This is a genomic window from Sphingomonas silueang (assembly GCF_040049155.1).
Taxonomy (GTDB): domain Bacteria; phylum Pseudomonadota; class Alphaproteobacteria; order Sphingomonadales; family Sphingomonadaceae; genus Sphingomonas; species Sphingomonas silueang.
In genome coordinates this window covers 1-14,703 of the sequence record NZ_JBDZDK010000052.1, presented here as the reverse complement: position 1 = coordinate 14,703, position 14,703 = coordinate 1, and the positions used below count along the sequence as shown (strand labels likewise).

The following is a 14,703-nucleotide window of genomic DNA, read 5'->3' as shown; positions in this document are numbered from 1 at the left end:
CCGCCGCAAAACGGCAAATATGCAAAGGGCCCCGATCGGGGCCCTTTGCATATCATCCGCGCGCATCATCAGTGGCCTGCTTTTACTCCGCCACGCTGGCCGGAAATTAGACCGCCGTTGACAATCCACCGACGTCGCCGATGCTCGGGCGCATCGTGGATCATGTGGCATCGTTGGCAAAGCGCAGCCAGCTTTTCGAAGCGACTGTCACTTGGATCATGATGGAGATGGGCGCACGCCAGAACTACTGATGTCCACCTGCCCACGTGAAGAATGTCGTTGGTCGGTCGGCGAACCCGCCTACCCTGCCCGTTCCGCCAATACCGGCGTTCCGCGTCCCACCACCGTCCGTCGCCCATGTGGAAGACGCGCTTCAGATGTCCCCGACCGCAATGCTCGCAGCACCCTTTGGCACGGACAAACCGAACGAAGTCGGAGATATGCCGCCAATCGATAGGGTATAGAAAAACATGCTCAGGACGGATCGGCATCGGTAGCAGCGCTATGCAGTAGAGCGGATTCCGATGGCAAGGCACCGTTTGGTTCGGGTGACGCCGCAGGCAAAAAGCGATAGACGGTCCCTCGCGAAATGCCCAGTTCGCGGGCTATATGCGCAGGACGCATGCCCTGCGCGGCGCGCGTGCGCACCGCTTCCGGGTCGATACGCGGTTTGCCGCCTTTATATACGCCGCGCACCTTCGCAGCCGCGATCCCCTCCGCCTGCCGTTCTTTACGTAGGTTCGTCTCGAACTCGGCAAAGACGCCAAGCATATCGAGGAAGGCCTTACCGGCGGCAGTGCGGGTATCGATCGGCTGTTCTGTCGCCTTCAAGGCTACCCGCCTGCCCTTCAACTCGTGGACGATGTCCTGAAGGTCCTTCATCGACCGCGCGAGCCGATCGATCCGCGTCACGACCAAGGTGTCGCCTTCGCGCAGGAAATCGAGCAGGACTTGTAGCTCGGTTCGCGCTTCACGGCCCGAGCCGGACTTTTTCTCCGACCGGATCGTCTGACAACCCGCTGCCCGTAACGCCGCCACCTGGATGCCGAGATCCTGATCCGTCGTAGAAACACGGGCATATCCAAAAAGCGCCATCGAACCCTCATTCTGTTCGAACAGCTTCTAGACCCAACGGATCAACTGTTCAATATCCCTGCAACCCACCCTGATTAGACGCTACCAGCGTTTCATACTGGTTGTCCGATACGGGTATAGCCCCATTGACATGTTTGATGACACATCGGATGCGACTTGCCAATGCCCAGTTGTGTCACGATTTATCTTGTGGCACATTTCAGATTGATACCAGCTAGAAGGGATGCGTACATGGCATCGCAATCGATAGATATTAACGTTGCCGGCAATGGCCGCATGGTTCTGCCAGCATCGGTGCGGAAGGCGATGGGTTTGCACGGCGATACGAAGATCATTCTGACGCTGGAGGATGATCAGGTGCGCCTGTCCCCCATTGGCCATGGCGTATCACGCGCACAGGCACTTTATCGCAAGCATGCCAAGCATGAGCGCACCACCGACAACTTTCTGGAGGACCGGAAGGCAGAAGCTGCCGCTGATCACGGCGAGGACCCGTCAGCTGCACTGGATCGAGACGCATAATGGTATCCGTCGTGCTTGACGCATCCGCAGTGTTGGCGCTGGTCCGAGATGAACCCGGTGCTGACAAGGTCGCCCCCCACATCGGGCGCGCGGCAATATCAGCGGTCAATCTTCAGGAGGTCATCAAGGAGCTGCTCCTCAGTGGCCTTGACGAGCCGACTACCCGCGAATTGCTCGACGAGCTTCGACTAGACGTCCGCGCCCACGATACCGAAGCGGCCTATGCCTCCGCTGCTCTGCATGCCCAAACGCGCCAATATGGCCGCGGACTAGGTGATCGATCATGTCTCGCGCTCGCTGTGCAGCTTGATGTCCCTGCCCTCACTGCCGATCGTGAGTGGAAAAAAGTGAAGGTAAAAAACTTGAAACTTCAGCATATCCGCTAACCCATGCCGCGACGACCTCGGCCTAATGCGGACTTCGTGCTTTCGACTACAGGGGGTTCGTTAGGGTCGGGACTCATTGGTCATAGCCAGAAGATGACGGTGGCCGCGAGCGCTACGGCAGAAAAGAAGGTTTTCGCGAATAGCGGGCAGCGCACGGAACGGGCACAGATATACGTTTACAGCCGAACCAGTTGAACTGTGCTGGCCGCGATCGTCCCGTTTGGGATGGTGTTTTGGGAACGCAGGCTGCTGATGTTCGCAGTTGCGATATGGTGCGATTAGTGCTTATCTAGAGGTCTTCGACGGACCCGGATTGATTCGGGTGGCTCGGCCCGGCGCCTATCCCCGGGATAACCTTAGCGAATTTGGGCCTCGCTTCCGAGCATCGTTGATTGACCGCGTCTGACGGCGTGCGCCCCTCGCTATTGCGATCAGGTTTCCACATGACATTTGCTACTTCGCTTCGACGCGAATGGCTCTCGAACCCGCGCGCGGACGTGCTGGCGGGTATCGTTGTCGCGCTCGCGCTGATCCCGGAGGCTATCGGCTTCTCGATCATTGCCGGCGTCGATCCCAGCGTCGGGCTGTTTGCCTCCTTCTCCATCGCCGTCATCATCTCGCTCGTGGGCGGTCGCCCCGGCATGATCTCGGCCGCAACCGCGGCGATCGCCGTTCTCGTTCTGCCGCTGATCCGCGATCACGGCGTCCAGTACCTGTTTGCCGCCACCATCCTCATGGGGCTGATCCAGGGCGTCGCCGGTTTCCTGAAACTCGACCTGCTGATGCAATATGTGTCGCGCTCGGTCATCACCGGCTTCGTCAATGCGCTCGCGATCCTCATCTTCATCGCGCAGCTTCCCCAGCTCACAAACGTCGGATGGGAAACCTACGCGATGGTCGCGGCGGGTTTGGCGATCATCTATCTGTTTCCGCGCCTGACCAAGGCGATCCCGTCGCCGCTGGTTGCGATCGTGATCCTCACGATCGTCTCGATCTATGCCGGCATCAAGGTCAACACGGTGGGCGACATGGGCAAGCTGCCCTCGTCGCTGCCGGCATTCGGCATTCCACAGGTGCCGTTCACGCTCGAGACGCTGCGCATCATCTTCCCCTACTCGCTGACGATGGCGGCGGTGGGCCTGCTGGAATCGATGATGACCGCGCAGATCGTCGATGATCTGACCGACACGCCCTCGAACAAGCGGCGCGAGATGAAGGGGCAGGGCATCGCCAATTTCCTGACCGGCTTCTTCGGCGGGATGGGTGGCTGCGCGATGATCGGACAGTCCGTCATCAACGTGAAGTCGGGCGGCTCGACCCGCCTCTCGACCTTCGTGTCGGGCGCGTTCCTGCTGTTCCTGATCGTCGTACTGGGGCCGCTGGTCGCCCGCATCCCGATGCCGGCGCTGGTCGCGGTGATGATCATGGTGTCGATCGGCACTTTCTCATGGGGATCGATCAGGAACCTCAAGAGCCATCCGTGGCAGTCGTCCGTCGTCATGTTGGTGACGGTACTGGTCGTCGTCTCGACGCACGATCTGGCGCAGGGCGTGGTCGCAGGCGTGATCCTGTCTGGGCTGTTCTTCGCCAGCAAGGTCAAGCGCCTGTTCGACGTGGCAACCGAGCTGAGCGCGGACGGCAGGACGCGGACCTATCGTGTCTCGGGTCAGGTGTTCTTCGCCTCGTCCGAACGGTTCGCAGACGCCTTCGACTTCAAGGAGGTGCTGGACAATGTGGTCATCGACCTGACCGCCGCGCACTTCTGGGATATTTCGGCGGTGGGGAGCCTCGACAAGGCGATCCTCAAGTTCCGCCGCGAAGGCACCCATGTCGAGGTCATCGGCCTCAATCAGGCGAGCGCGACGATGGTCGATCGCTTCGCCGTCCATGACAAGCCAGGCGCCGAAGCAGCGCTCGGCGCCCACTAAAGGAGAGGGCTTATGAACCGCATATTGGCCTGCATCGACGCATCCACTTACGCCACCAGCGTCGTCGATCTGGCGGCCTGGGCCGCTACCCGGCTCGGTGCCGATGTCGAGCTGCTACACGTCGTCCAGCGCAAGGATGCCGTAGCATCGCGCAACGACCATAGCGGCGCGATCGGCCTAGGCGTCAAAAGCGAGCTGCTGGAAGAGCTGACCCGCATTGAGGAAGCGGCGGGGCGTCTTGCTATCGAGGAAGGACGCATCCTGCTGGACGCAGGCGGTGCCCGCCTGAAGGAGCAGGGCATCACGGTCGCGTCCATGCATCTGCATGGCGGAATCGTGGAGACGATCGTCGAGCGTGAAGCCGATGCTGAATTGGTCACCATCGGCAAGCGCGGCGCGTCAGGCGAGTTCGCGACCGACCATATCGGCTCCAAGGTCGAACGGGTCGTGCGCGCCAGCGACAAGTCGGTGCTGATCGCCTCGCGCGAAGCCAAGGCACCTGGCGCGGTGGTGATCGCGTTCGACAACAGCCCGGCCGCCTGCCGTGCTGTCCGTCACGTCGCTACCTCGCCGTTGTTCGGCGGTTTGCCGGTCCACCTCGTCATGGCGGGGCCGGATGATAGCAAGCATCGCGATCAGCTCGACGCAGCGGCAGCCACGCTGCCCGCCTGTTCCGAACCCGTCCTGCGTGACGGCAAGGTCGAAGCGGTGATCGGCGACCATATGGCGGCGCATCCCGGCGCGATGCTGGTGATGGGTGCCTATGGACACTCGCCGCTTCGCACCCTGATCGTCGGCAGTACGACGACGACGATGATCCGCACCGTCCGCGCGCCAGTATTGCTGGTGCGCTGACATGGCCGGGGACGCAGCGATCCTCGATGCGCCGCGTCGGCAACTGCTGGCGCTTCGCGATCAGCTCGTCGCTGACGATGCAGCGGCCGAGGAAACACGCGCCCCGGTCGCGCTCGATCAGGAAAGCGTCGGCCGCCTGTCGCGGATCGACGCCATGCAGGTACAGGCGATGGCTCTGGCGGCGCAGCGGCATCGCCAGGCCGAACGAAGCCGCATCGATGCTGCGCTGATGCGGATCGACAGCGGCGACTATGGCTGGTGTGCGCGCTGTGGCGAAGAAATTGAGGCCAGGCGCCTCGATCATACGGCCGCGACGGCGATGTGCCTCGCCTGCGCCAAGGAGGGCTAAGCTCGGAAGGAAGGCATCATGCCGACCGGAACGATCAAATATCTCGACCGTGGCGGAGCCTGGGGCTTCATCTCGCGTGACGACAAACAGCCCAAAGTCTTCGTCCACGTCCGAGCGGCCGAGCGCGCCGGCTTTACCGAGCAACGACGCGGACAGCGCTGGCGCTTCACCCTCGTCGAGCGCCCCAAGGGCGGATTTGAAGCCGACAATCTCGAATTGCTTTTCGACGACCCGCCACCGCCCGGACGGTAGATGACGCAAAGCCGGATTTCATAGTATCCCGGTTGTAATCGGTCCGAGGCAATGCAATGAATGCATCTGGGTGTCCGCTACATTTGGAGCAGGCAGGTTCTTTACGTTGGTCGGGCCGCCAACGACGAACCCTTATGCCTGGAGTATCGGCTTGCCCGATCAGCCCCCTTTTTGCCTCACTCTCACTGTTGGTGCCGCCGGCATGATCCCAATCCGATCTGTGCTGCCCGAGGCGATGCAGCCATGACCTTGCTGACCCTCCTCTGTTTGCCCTTCCTTGCTGTTGTCGCTCTGATGGCGGCACGTTGCGCATCTCGCCGCACCCATATGCTGATTGCTGCGACGGCCAGCGTGGCCGGGCTGGTGATCTTGCTCTCGCAGGCAGGAGTTGCGCTGTCAGGGCGTCCGCTGATGACGACGATCGCGTGGATTCCGGCGCTGGGCCTCGACTTCGCGTTGTGGCTTGACCCGCTGGCTTTGCTGTTCGCCGGCCTGATCCTGGGCATCGGACTGCTGGTCGTTATCTATGCGCAGGGATACCTGAAACCGACCGAGCCGACTGCGCGCTTCCTGTCGTTCCTGATGCTGTTCCAAGGAGCGATGGTCGGCATCGCCCTATCGCGCAACGTACTGCTGATGCTGGTATTCTGGGAGATGACCAGCCTTGCCTCGTTCCTGTTGATCGGCTTCTGGCGCGACAAGGCGGAAGCGCGGCAGGGCGCACGCATGGCGCTGACCATCACCGGTGGCGGGGGCCTTGCCCTGATCGCGGGGATGGTGCTGCTGGGCAAGGTTGCCGGCAGCTATGACCTGGCAGCCATCCTGTCGCGCGGTGATCTGGTCCAGGCCTCGCCCCTATACCCTGCGATCCTGCTCCTGATCCTCGCCGGCTCGTTCACGAAATCGGCGCAGTTCCCGTTTCACTTCTGGCTCCCGCACGCGATGGCCGCACCGACGCCGGTCAGCGCCTATCTTCATTCGGCGACGATGGTGAAGGCAGGCGTGTTCCTGCTCGCGCGGCTGTGGCCGGTGCTGGCCGGAACCGATCTGTGGTTCGGTATCGTGACGACCGTTGGGCTGGCGACGATGCTGTTCGGGGCGGGCGTCGCGCTGTTCCGCCATGACCTGAAGGCGATCCTTGCCTATTCGACGATCAGCCAGCTCGGGCTGATGGTGATGCTACTGGGCTTCGGCACCGTCGCGGCGGTGAGCGCGGCGGTGTTCCACGTCCTGAACCACGCCGCGTTCAAGGCGGCTCTGTTCATGCACGCCGGGATCGTCGACCATGAAACCGGTACGCGCGATATCCGCCGGCTAGGTGGGCTTGCTGCCATCATGCCGCTGACTGCAACGCTCGGCGTACTGGCGGCGGCCGCAATGGCGGGTCTGCCCCCGCTCGGCGGGTTCATTTCCAAGGAAATGATGCTGGAGGAGGCCACGCACACGTTGTTGGGCGGACAGGCACTGCTCGTGCCCGTGCTCGCCACCATCGCGGCCTTGCTGTCGGCAGCCTATTCGATACGCTACGCCGTCGCCCTACATTTCGGCGCTCGCCGCACAGGGGACGTGGTGGCTCCCCATGATCCGGGCACGCTGCTGCTCGGCCCGCCTGCGCTGCTCGGCCTATTGGCGCTGGCCTTGGGGTTGCTGCCCATGACGCTGGCGGGGCCGCTGGTCGCGGCGGTTGCCGCCGCAGTGACCGGTGGCACGACCCCCGAACTGCATCTGGCGTTGTGGCACGGCATCAATCCGGCGCTGCTCATGAGCCTTGGCGCTGTCGCGGTCGCAGTCGTGCTGCTGAGCCGCTACCGATCGGTCGCGGCGCTGGTGACCCGGCTGCCGTCACCCGATGCCAAGCGCTTGTTCGATGCCACGATGGCACAGACCGTCGCAGCGCTGCGCCGTCTGTTGGGCGTGATCCATGTCGCGTCGCTGCAACGGTATCTCCTGATGCTGTTTGCGGTTGCGCTGGCGTTCGGGATCGAGGCGGCACTGCGGAACGGTATTTACGCTGGTACGCGCCCGACGACCCCGGCATCCCCCGTCGCCGTGGTTGCCTGGTTCGCGCTGGTTGCCGCCACCATCGCCGTCGTCACGGTCGATCGCCGACGCTATCTGGCGTTGATCTTCATCAGCGTCATCGGCCTCGTCATGGCGCTGGCCTTCATCCACCTGTCCGCGCCCGACCTTGCGTTGACCCAGATTTCGGTGGAGGTCGTCACGATCCTGCTGATGCTGCTGGCGCTGCACTTGTTGCCGGGCAATCCGCCGCGCCTGTCGGCTCTGCCCCGCCGACTGCGCGACGCGGCCATTGCAGTGGCGGGGGGTTTGGGCGTCGGATGGTTGGCCTGGGCGATAATGACCCGGCCGGAGCGCGAGGGCATATCGCGCTTCCACTGGGACAACAGCTATTCGGGCGGAGGCGGCACCAACGTCGTCAATGTGACGCTGGTCGATTTCCGTGCGTTCGATACGCTGGGCGAGATCATCGTGCTCGGCATCGCCGGGCTTGCCATCTACGCGCTGCTCGAACCCGCCGCACGGGGGGTCGCCGGACGACGACTGCGGGAATGGCGATCGAACGACCGGCACTCACCCGAACGGCATCCGATGATGTTCGTGATGGCAACGCGCCTGCTGCTGCCGCTGGCGCTGCTGGTCGGCAGCTACATCTTCCTGCGCGGTCATAATCAGCCAGGGGGCGGGTTCATCGCCGCGCTCGTGTTCTCGATCGCGATCCTGCTGCAATATCTGGCGTCCGGGTTCGACTGGACCGACGAGCGGCGCAAGTTCGGCGAACATGCGCTGATCGGCGCTGGCGTGCTGATCGCGGCTGCCACCGGCCTTGGGTCGCTGCCATTCGGCGCGCCGTTCCTGTCGAGCAGCTTTGGTTATTTCCATCTGCCGCTGATCGGTGAGTTCGAGCTGGCCACCGCGATGGCGTTTGACCTGGGCGTCGCCTGCGTCGTGGTAGGGGCAGTGCTGATGGCTTTGGCCCAGCTCGCCCAGGTCGCCCAGCGCGCCGCCAAGGCCGAAGCGGAGGAGCAGGCATGAGCCTTGAGTTCCTCGTCGCGTCCACCATCGCCGTGCTGGTCGCGGGCGGCATCTATCTGGCGCTTCGCGGGCGGACGTTTCAGGTCGTGCTCGGCCTCACGCTGCTGTCCTATGCTGTCAATCTGTTCCTGTTCGCGATCGGGCGACTGATCGTCGACCGGCCGCCGCTCTATGCGAAGGATGTCGTGCAACATGCCGACCCGCTGCCGCAGGCGCTGGTACTGACCGCAATCGTCATCACCTTCGGCATGACCGCGCTGACCGTCATCCTCAGCCTGCGCAGCTTTCTCGAAAGCGGGTCGGATCAGGTCGACGGCGATCCCGATCCGGTTGGGAAGGATGCGGCATGACGCTGATCGATCATCTGTCGGTCGCACCGGTCGTCATCCCCGCCATCGTTGCGCCGGTCACGATGCTGGTGATGCGCCGTCGCCGGGTGTTCAGCCTGATCCTGTCGCTCGGCGGCTGTGTCGCGATGCTGGCCGCCGCGTGCGCGCTGTTCGGCATCGCGCAGGACGATGCGATCCGTAGCTATGCGCTGGGCGCATGGGTCGCACCGTTCGGGATCGTGCTGGTAGTCGACCGGCTCGCCGCGACGATGCTGGTGCTGGCGGCGGTGCTGGCGTTGGTGGTGCTGCTACATGCGATCGTCACCGGTGCGGATCGCAAGGGCTGGCATTTCCACCCAATGTTCCATTTCCAGCTATTGGGGTTGAACGGCGCGTTCCTGACCGGTGACCTCTTCAATCTGTTCGTGTTCTTCGAAGTGCTGCTGATCGCCTCCTATGGCCTGATGCTGCACGGGCAGGGCGCGCTCAGACTGAAGGCGGGGATTGCCTATGTCGTGATCAACATTGCCGGCTCGGCGCTGTTCCTGATCGCGCTGGGGCTGCTGTATGGCCTGACATCGACGCTGAACATGGCCGATCTGGCCGTCCGGGTCGCGAACCTCCCCGCGGAGGATCAGGGGTTGCTGCGTGTCGCCGGACTGCTCCTGATGGCGGTGTTCGCGCTAAAGGCGGCGGTGGTGCCGATCCACCTGTGGATGCCGCGCACCTATGCCGCGACGATGCCGGTGGTAGCCGCGCTGTTCGCGATCATGACCAAGGTCGGCGTATATGCGATGATCCGCACCGTGCCGCTGATTTTCGGCGGCCAGGCCGGCTCGGCAGCATGGGTGCCCGCGCCTTATTTGCTGCCCGCCGCGATGCTGGGCGCGGTGCTTGGCTTCGTCGGCGTACTAGTGGCCCGAGGAATGCGTGAGCAGGCGGCCTATGCCGTGCTGGCCTCGACCGGCACGCTGTTGATGGCAGTCGCGACCTGGCGGGAGGCGACCTTGGCCGCCGCCCTCTATTATCTGGTACAGGCGACGCTGGCCGGTGCCGCGCTGTTCCTTGTTGCCGACGCGACGATACGTCGCCGAGGGCAATATGCCGACGCAATCGCGCCCAGCCCACGCTTCGCCGGACAGGATGTGACGGGCCTGCTCTATCTGGTCGCTGCCGTCGCTGCGGTCGGCCTGCCACCACTGGCAGGATTCGTCGGCAAGCTGCTGATTCTCGACGCGAGCTTCGCCGTCGCGTGGTGGGGTGCGATCTGGACCACCATCCTTGGCTCGACGCTGATCGGCGTGATCGGTTTCTCGCGTAGCGGATCGACCCTGTTCTGGAAGGCGGCACCGCCCGGCACCGATGTCATCGCTGCGCCTGCACGGTCGCGCGCAGATTTCACCGCGCCGCTCACGCTGCTGATGTTGCTGGCGGTGCTGACCGTTGCCGCCGGGTGGGTGACCGCGCAGACCCGGGCGACCGCGCGACAGGTAATGGCCCCCGATCGCTATATCACCGCCGTGCTGGGGCGCGCGGGATGAACCGCCTGTTGCCGCATCCCGCGCTGTCAGCAATGCTGCTGATCGTTTGGCTGCTGATGGCCAACAGCATCACCGTCGGCGGTATCGTGCTGGGCGGCGTGTTTGCGCTGATCCTGCCGAAGTTCACGCAGCCCTTCTGGCCCGACCGACCGCGGATGCGCTTCGGTCGCGCCCTTGTCGGTTATCTGGTGATCGTGCTGTTCGACATTCTGGTCGCCAATTTCCAGGTGGCGTGGCTGATCCTGTTTCGCCGTAACCGCGACCTTCGCGCCCGCTGGCTGGTCATTCCCATCGACCTGACCACGCCGGAGGCGATCACGATGCTGGCCGGCACGATCAGCCTGACGCCGGGCACGGTATCGTCGGATGTCTCGGCCGATGGTCGGTTCCTGCTCGTGCACGCGCTCGACGTCGATGACGAAGCGGCGGAAATCGCGCGGATCAAGAAGCGCTACGAGGCGCGGTTACAACGGGTATTCGCATGATCGGGATCGCACTCCACATCGCTGCAGGCTGTATCGCGCTCGCGCTGCTGCTCAACGGATGGCGATTGCTGCACGGACCGGCCCTTGGCGACCGGATCGTCGCACTCGACACTATGGTCATCAACGCCATCGCGCTGATCGTGCTGATCGGCATGATCGGCGGCAACGATACCTATTTCGAAGCGGCGCTGCTGCTGGCGATGGTAGGGTTCGTCAGCACCATCGCATACTGCAAGTTCATCCTGCGCGGGGATATCGTCGAATGAGTGTTATCGCCGACATTTCCATTGTTGTCCTGCTGCTGCTCGGCGCCGGCTTCGCGCTGATCGGCAGCTGGGGGCTGGTCCGCCTGCCCTCGACGATGGAGCGCCTGCACGGCCCTACCAAGGCGACGACGCTGGGCCTCGGCGCGCTGCTCCTCGCCTCGGTCGTGTATTTTCAGGCGCGGCTCGGGATCTGGACCGCGCACGAACTACTGATCTCGCTGTTCCTCTTCATCACCGCGCCGATCTCGGCCAACATGATCGCCAAGGTCCATCTCCATCGCGTTCGCGTCGGTGCGATCAGCGAACCTGACAGCATCGCCGGAGCGCCGCCCCGTCCGGGCGGGGAGGGCGACTGGGCAACGTTTGAGGCGCCTAAGCGCGACAATCCCGCCTCGACCGCCAATACCTGATTCCTGGTCGGCCATGGACGGAAGCGACGCGACGCCACACTATCACCTGTACCGGCGCAGCCGGACGCCGGTCTGGTTGGCCCTGTCGTGGCGGGCTTTGCTGGCATTCGCGCTGATCGGCATCGCGCTGGCGGTTCACTGGTTCGATCGCGACGGCCTGCGCCAGTCGTCGGGTGCGCCGGTCACCTTCGCCGACATCCTGTACTTCACCATGATTACCGTCACGACGGTCGGTTATGGCGACATCGTGCCGGTCACGCAGCAGGCGCGCCTGTTCGATACCTTCGTCGTCACGCCGATCCGGCTATTCGTATGGCTGATCTTTCTGGGAACCGCATATGATTTCCTGCTCAAACGTGTCTGGGAACGGTGGCGCATGTCAGTGATCCAGAAGCAGCTTCGCGACCATGTCGTCATCGCAGGCTTCGGCAACAGCGGATCGGAAGCAGCAAGCGAGCTGATCCGTCGCGGTGCCCATCCCGATACGATCGTCGTCATCGACGAGAACCCTGCCGCGCTGCGCAGTGCGGAGGCGCTCGACGTTGCCGTCATGGAGGGTAACGCCACGCGCGATGCCGCCTTGCAGGCCGTCCGCGTCGCCACCGCCAGCGCCATGATCGTGGCAGCCGGTCGCGATGATACATCTATTCTGATCGTCCTCACCGCACGCCGGATTGCACCCACGCTACCGATCAGCGTGGTGATCCGGTCGCAGGATAACGAAGCGATTGCACGCCAAGCCGGGGCCGACACCGTCATCAATCCGGCGAGTTTCGCCGGGCTGCTGCTTGCCGGATCGACGCATGGCGCGCATCTTGCCGACTATATGGCCGATCTCGCGGCGACCCATGGTCGCGTCGCGCTCCGCGAACGGGCGGTCACCGATGCGGAGGTCGGCATTGCGTTGCGCGCGATAACGACCGGCCTCGGACACCGCGTCTATCGCGGCGATGCCATGTACGGTTTCTGGGAAGCCGAGGTCGAGCGACTGGAGGCGGGCGACATCATCCTCGAAGTCATTCCCGCCACGTCCGCCGATGCGACGCCGCGCCGGTGACCCACCTGCTGGCGCTCATAGCCGCGCATCGCCCGATATTGGGGCTGGTAGTCATCGTCGCTTTATTCGTCGCGTTCGCGCTCGAACGCTTCCCGCCGGTCACCATCGCTGTCGCCGGGGCAGCGCTGATGATCGCGCTGGGCTGGCTCACCCCGCCGCTCGTCACCGCCGCCTTCGCCAATTCCGCGCTGATCACCATCGCAGCCTTCTTCATCCTGTCGGGGGCGCTGGTCCGTACCGGCACGATCGAGGCGCTGGCCAGTCTGATCGTCCGGCGAGCGGGTAAGGCACCTCGGCGCACGGTTGCAGAAATGCTGACGGGCGCCGCGATCGCGCCGGCGTTCATTAACAATACGCCCGTCGTGATGGTGCTGATCCCGCTGGTACGCCGGCTCGCGCGATCAGTGGGGATACCTGCCACGCGGCTGCTGATCCCGCTGTCCTATCTCTCGATCCTTGGCGGAACGCTGACACTGGTCGGAACATCGACCAACCTGCTCGTCGACGGCGTTGCACGCGCGAACGGGCAACCGGGGTTCGGCATCTTCGACATCACGCTCGTCGGGCTGGTGACGATGGCAGCGGGGGTTGCGACCATGCTGCTGCTCGGACCGAAGCTGCTGCCCTCGCGCCCCGACAATGCCATCGCCGACCGACATCAATTGCCCTATCTTACCGAGATTGCGCTGTTACCCGAAGTGCTGGGCAAATCTGTTCGCATCACCGACCTGCCCTTCCTGCGGCGTGATGCAGTTCGCTTGATCGCGGTCCGCCGGGGGACACGCGTCGACCGGAATCCGTCGCTCGAGCTGACGATCAATGCCACCGACCGGTTGATCGTCAGTGCGACCGCCGATGAGCTAGACGACCTGGCGCGTAGCGAAGGCTATCTGGTCGGGTTGCAGAATGTCGGTCGCCCGATCCGCCTTGCCGCCAGTGCGCGCAGCGACGACGTGCAACTGATCGGCCTGACGATCAGCCCGACCCACCCTGCGCTCGGCCGTGAGCTGCGCGACATTCCCTTACTGTCGAACCTGCCCGCGCGCGTCCTAGGGATCGGGCGGGCGCGGCACTTGCCCGGCCCTGATCTTGGCAGTGTCCGGTTGCGCGCGGCCGACAGCCTGCTGGTCGCGGCAAACGATGCCGCCATTACCGAACTGCGCGCGAACACCAACCTGATCGCGGAGGATACAAGTCATATCCGCCGCTTCCGCCGGCACCGTGCGCCGATCGCGATCGGGACGCTGGCCGGCGTCGTCGTGCTAGCGGCGCTAGGCGTTCTGCCAGTCGCGCTGCTGGCGATGGTCGGCGTCGGTATTGTCCTTGTCACGCGCTGCGTCGATGCCGAGGAAGCGTGGCGATCGATCGACGGCAGCGTGCTGGTGCTGATCTTCGCAATGCTTGGTATCGGCAGCGCGTTGGAGGCGATCGGGACGATAGATCTGATCGTCAGCGCAATCTCGCCATGGCTGGCCACGCTGTCACCGCTGGGGTTGATCCTCATCCTCTATTTTCTGACTTCGGCGCTGACCGAGACAGTGACGAACAACGCAGTCGCGGTCATCATGACCCCGGTAGCAATCGGGCTGGCGCAAGCCACAGGGCAAGACCCCCGTGCATTAATCGTTGCGGTCATGTTCGCCGCATCCGCCAGCTTCGCCACACCGGTCGGGTATCAGACCAACACCATGGTCTATGCTGCTGCGGATTACCGCTTCTCCGATTTCGTGAAAATTGGATTGCCGATGAATATTGTGGTCGGATTGGCGACCTGTTTTGCGATCAGCGTTTGGCTGTGATGGGACGATCTCGCTGGGCAAGATTCTCTGCACCCGTATAGGGCTGCTCGAACGCGGATTTGCCGCCGTGGTGATCGCGATCGGGACCTACATTACTGCATCGTCAATCTAAGTCGTACCTTTCCCACAAACGAAGGATGGCCGGGACGGCTGACTGTCGCAAAGCGTGCTGGACGGCAGGGGAATAGCCGTTTTCCCAAAACATGTTCCCGATTGCTCATTCCCGAAATGGCGGGTTGGAGACGGAGAAATGTGTAGCTTTCAGCGGTAAATGTCACGAAGTGACATCACTGATTGTCGCCTCCTGCGGCCTGCTCCTTTGGGGAAGCACTGATAAAGCCAGCTTTCCCGCTCGGTCCGGCACGTTGCGCTCTG

15 protein-coding genes and 1 other annotated feature are annotated in these 14,703 nt (G+C 63.5%); of the genes, 14 read left to right on the top strand and 1 reads right to left on the bottom strand.

Annotation, left to right across the window (positions count from 1 at the left end; genetic code table 11):
• Positions 1 to 474: 474 nt before the first annotated feature.
• Entirely contained in the window at positions 475 to 1,095 is a 621-nt protein-coding gene (locus ABLE43_RS22280) for a recombinase family protein (RefSeq protein WP_348980177.1), read from the bottom strand.
• 231 nt (positions 1,096 to 1,326) lie between these two features.
• Here ABLE43_RS22280 and ABLE43_RS22275 point away from each other — a divergent pair, with 231 nt between their 5' ends.
• The 14 genes from ABLE43_RS22275 (at position 1,327) to ABLE43_RS22210 (ending at position 14,328) form a co-directional block, all read left to right on the top strand.
• Entirely contained in the window at positions 1,327 to 1,617 is a 291-nt protein-coding gene (locus ABLE43_RS22275; protein ID WP_348980176.1) for an AbrB/MazE/SpoVT family DNA-binding domain-containing protein, read from the top strand.
• Positions 1,617 to 2,003 (top strand): type II toxin-antitoxin system VapC family toxin, encoded by a 387-nt coding sequence (locus ABLE43_RS22270; protein ID WP_348980175.1) that lies wholly within the window; start codon positions 1,617 to 1,619, stop codon positions 2,001 to 2,003. The genes ABLE43_RS22275 and ABLE43_RS22270 overlap by 1 nt, the downstream gene beginning before the upstream one ends.
• A gap of 301 nt (positions 2,004 to 2,304) precedes the next feature.
• Positions 2,305 to 2,359: a sequence feature (sul1 is cis-regulatory element that is thought to sense ions involved in sulfur or methionine metabolism; They are found in Alphaproteobacteria), on the top strand.
• A gap of 87 nt (positions 2,360 to 2,446) precedes the next feature.
• A complete protein-coding gene (locus ABLE43_RS22265) occupies positions 2,447 to 3,931 on the top strand; it encodes a SulP family inorganic anion transporter (RefSeq protein WP_122129153.1) in 1,485 nt (494 codons plus the stop codon).
• Between the two features lie 12 nt (positions 3,932 to 3,943).
• Complete coding sequence (locus ABLE43_RS22260) at positions 3,944 to 4,786, top strand: universal stress protein (RefSeq protein WP_122129154.1); 843 nt, start codon at positions 3,944 to 3,946, stop codon at positions 4,784 to 4,786.
• A 1-nt stretch (position 4,787) separates the two neighbouring features.
• Positions 4,788 to 5,135, top strand: a complete 348-nt coding sequence (locus ABLE43_RS22255; RefSeq protein ID WP_234831430.1) for a TraR/DksA family transcriptional regulator — start codon at positions 4,788 to 4,790, stop codon at positions 5,133 to 5,135.
• An 18-nt stretch (positions 5,136 to 5,153) separates the two neighbouring features.
• The gene (locus ABLE43_RS22250) at positions 5,154 to 5,387 is read left to right on the top strand and encodes a cold-shock protein (RefSeq protein WP_122129155.1); all 234 of its coding nucleotides are present in this window, start codon (positions 5,154 to 5,156) and stop codon (positions 5,385 to 5,387) included.
• A 60-nt stretch (positions 5,388 to 5,447) separates the two neighbouring features.
• Complete coding sequence (locus tag ABLE43_RS22245; RefSeq protein ID WP_333702768.1) at positions 5,448 to 8,441, top strand: monovalent cation/H+ antiporter subunit A; 2,994 nt, start codon at positions 5,448 to 5,450, stop codon at positions 8,439 to 8,441.
• Positions 8,438 to 8,791 carry a Na+/H+ antiporter subunit C gene (locus ABLE43_RS22240; protein WP_122129157.1) on the top strand — a complete coding sequence of 118 codons (354 nt, stop codon included), beginning with the start codon at positions 8,438 to 8,440 and terminating at the stop codon, positions 8,789 to 8,791. Before ABLE43_RS22245 ends, ABLE43_RS22240 begins: the two co-directional genes overlap by 4 nt.
• A complete protein-coding gene (locus tag ABLE43_RS22235; RefSeq protein ID WP_122129158.1) occupies positions 8,788 to 10,311 on the top strand; it encodes a monovalent cation/H+ antiporter subunit D in 1,524 nt (507 codons plus the stop codon). The genes ABLE43_RS22240 and ABLE43_RS22235 overlap by 4 nt, the downstream gene beginning before the upstream one ends.
• A complete protein-coding gene (locus ABLE43_RS22230) occupies positions 10,308 to 10,796 on the top strand; it encodes a Na+/H+ antiporter subunit E (protein WP_122129159.1) in 489 nt (162 codons plus the stop codon). Before ABLE43_RS22235 ends, ABLE43_RS22230 begins: the two co-directional genes overlap by 4 nt.
• Entirely contained in the window at positions 10,793 to 11,062 is a 270-nt protein-coding gene (locus ABLE43_RS22225) for a K+/H+ antiporter subunit F (protein ID WP_122129160.1), read from the top strand. The genes ABLE43_RS22230 and ABLE43_RS22225 overlap by 4 nt, the downstream gene beginning before the upstream one ends.
• The gene (locus ABLE43_RS22220; protein ID WP_122129161.1) at positions 11,059 to 11,472 is read left to right on the top strand and encodes a Na+/H+ antiporter subunit G; all 414 of its coding nucleotides are present in this window, start codon (positions 11,059 to 11,061) and stop codon (positions 11,470 to 11,472) included. Before ABLE43_RS22225 ends, ABLE43_RS22220 begins: the two co-directional genes overlap by 4 nt.
• Before the next feature lie 13 nt (positions 11,473 to 11,485).
• A complete protein-coding gene (locus ABLE43_RS22215) occupies positions 11,486 to 12,529 on the top strand; it encodes a potassium channel family protein (RefSeq protein WP_122129162.1) in 1,044 nt (347 codons plus the stop codon).
• Positions 12,526 to 14,328 carry an SLC13 family permease gene (locus ABLE43_RS22210; protein WP_122129163.1) on the top strand — a complete coding sequence of 601 codons (1,803 nt, stop codon included), beginning with the start codon at positions 12,526 to 12,528 and terminating at the stop codon, positions 14,326 to 14,328. The genes ABLE43_RS22215 and ABLE43_RS22210 overlap by 4 nt, the downstream gene beginning before the upstream one ends.
• Positions 14,329 to 14,703: the final 375 nt, after the last annotated feature.

Bases quoted from the DNA above. Each gene is read 5' to 3' on its own strand.
- ABLE43_RS22280 (WP_348980177.1), bottom strand. From the start codon at position 1,095: ATGGCGCTTTTTGGATATGCCCGTGTTTCTACGACGGATCAGGATCTC.
- ABLE43_RS22275 (WP_348980176.1), top strand. From the start codon at position 1,327: ATGGCATCGCAATCGATAGATATTAACGTTGCCGGCAATGGCCGCATG.
- ABLE43_RS22270 (WP_348980175.1), top strand. From the start codon at position 1,617: ATGGTATCCGTCGTGCTTGACGCATCCGCAGTGTTGGCGCTGGTCCGA.
- ABLE43_RS22265 (WP_122129153.1), top strand. From the start codon at position 2,447: ATGACATTTGCTACTTCGCTTCGACGCGAATGGCTCTCGAACCCGCGC.
- ABLE43_RS22260 (WP_122129154.1), top strand. From the start codon at position 3,944: ATGAACCGCATATTGGCCTGCATCGACGCATCCACTTACGCCACCAGC.
- ABLE43_RS22255 (WP_234831430.1), top strand. From the start codon at position 4,788: ATGGCCGGGGACGCAGCGATCCTCGATGCGCCGCGTCGGCAACTGCTG.
- ABLE43_RS22250 (WP_122129155.1), top strand. From the start codon at position 5,154: ATGCCGACCGGAACGATCAAATATCTCGACCGTGGCGGAGCCTGGGGC.
- ABLE43_RS22245 (WP_333702768.1), top strand. From the start codon at position 5,448: ATGCATCTGGGTGTCCGCTACATTTGGAGCAGGCAGGTTCTTTACGTT.
- ABLE43_RS22240 (WP_122129157.1), top strand. From the start codon at position 8,438: ATGAGCCTTGAGTTCCTCGTCGCGTCCACCATCGCCGTGCTGGTCGCG.
- ABLE43_RS22235 (WP_122129158.1), top strand. From the start codon at position 8,788: ATGACGCTGATCGATCATCTGTCGGTCGCACCGGTCGTCATCCCCGCC.
- ABLE43_RS22230 (WP_122129159.1), top strand. From the start codon at position 10,308: ATGAACCGCCTGTTGCCGCATCCCGCGCTGTCAGCAATGCTGCTGATC.
- ABLE43_RS22225 (WP_122129160.1), top strand. From the start codon at position 10,793: ATGATCGGGATCGCACTCCACATCGCTGCAGGCTGTATCGCGCTCGCG.
- ABLE43_RS22220 (WP_122129161.1), top strand. From the start codon at position 11,059: ATGAGTGTTATCGCCGACATTTCCATTGTTGTCCTGCTGCTGCTCGGC.
- ABLE43_RS22215 (WP_122129162.1), top strand. From the start codon at position 11,486: ATGGACGGAAGCGACGCGACGCCACACTATCACCTGTACCGGCGCAGC.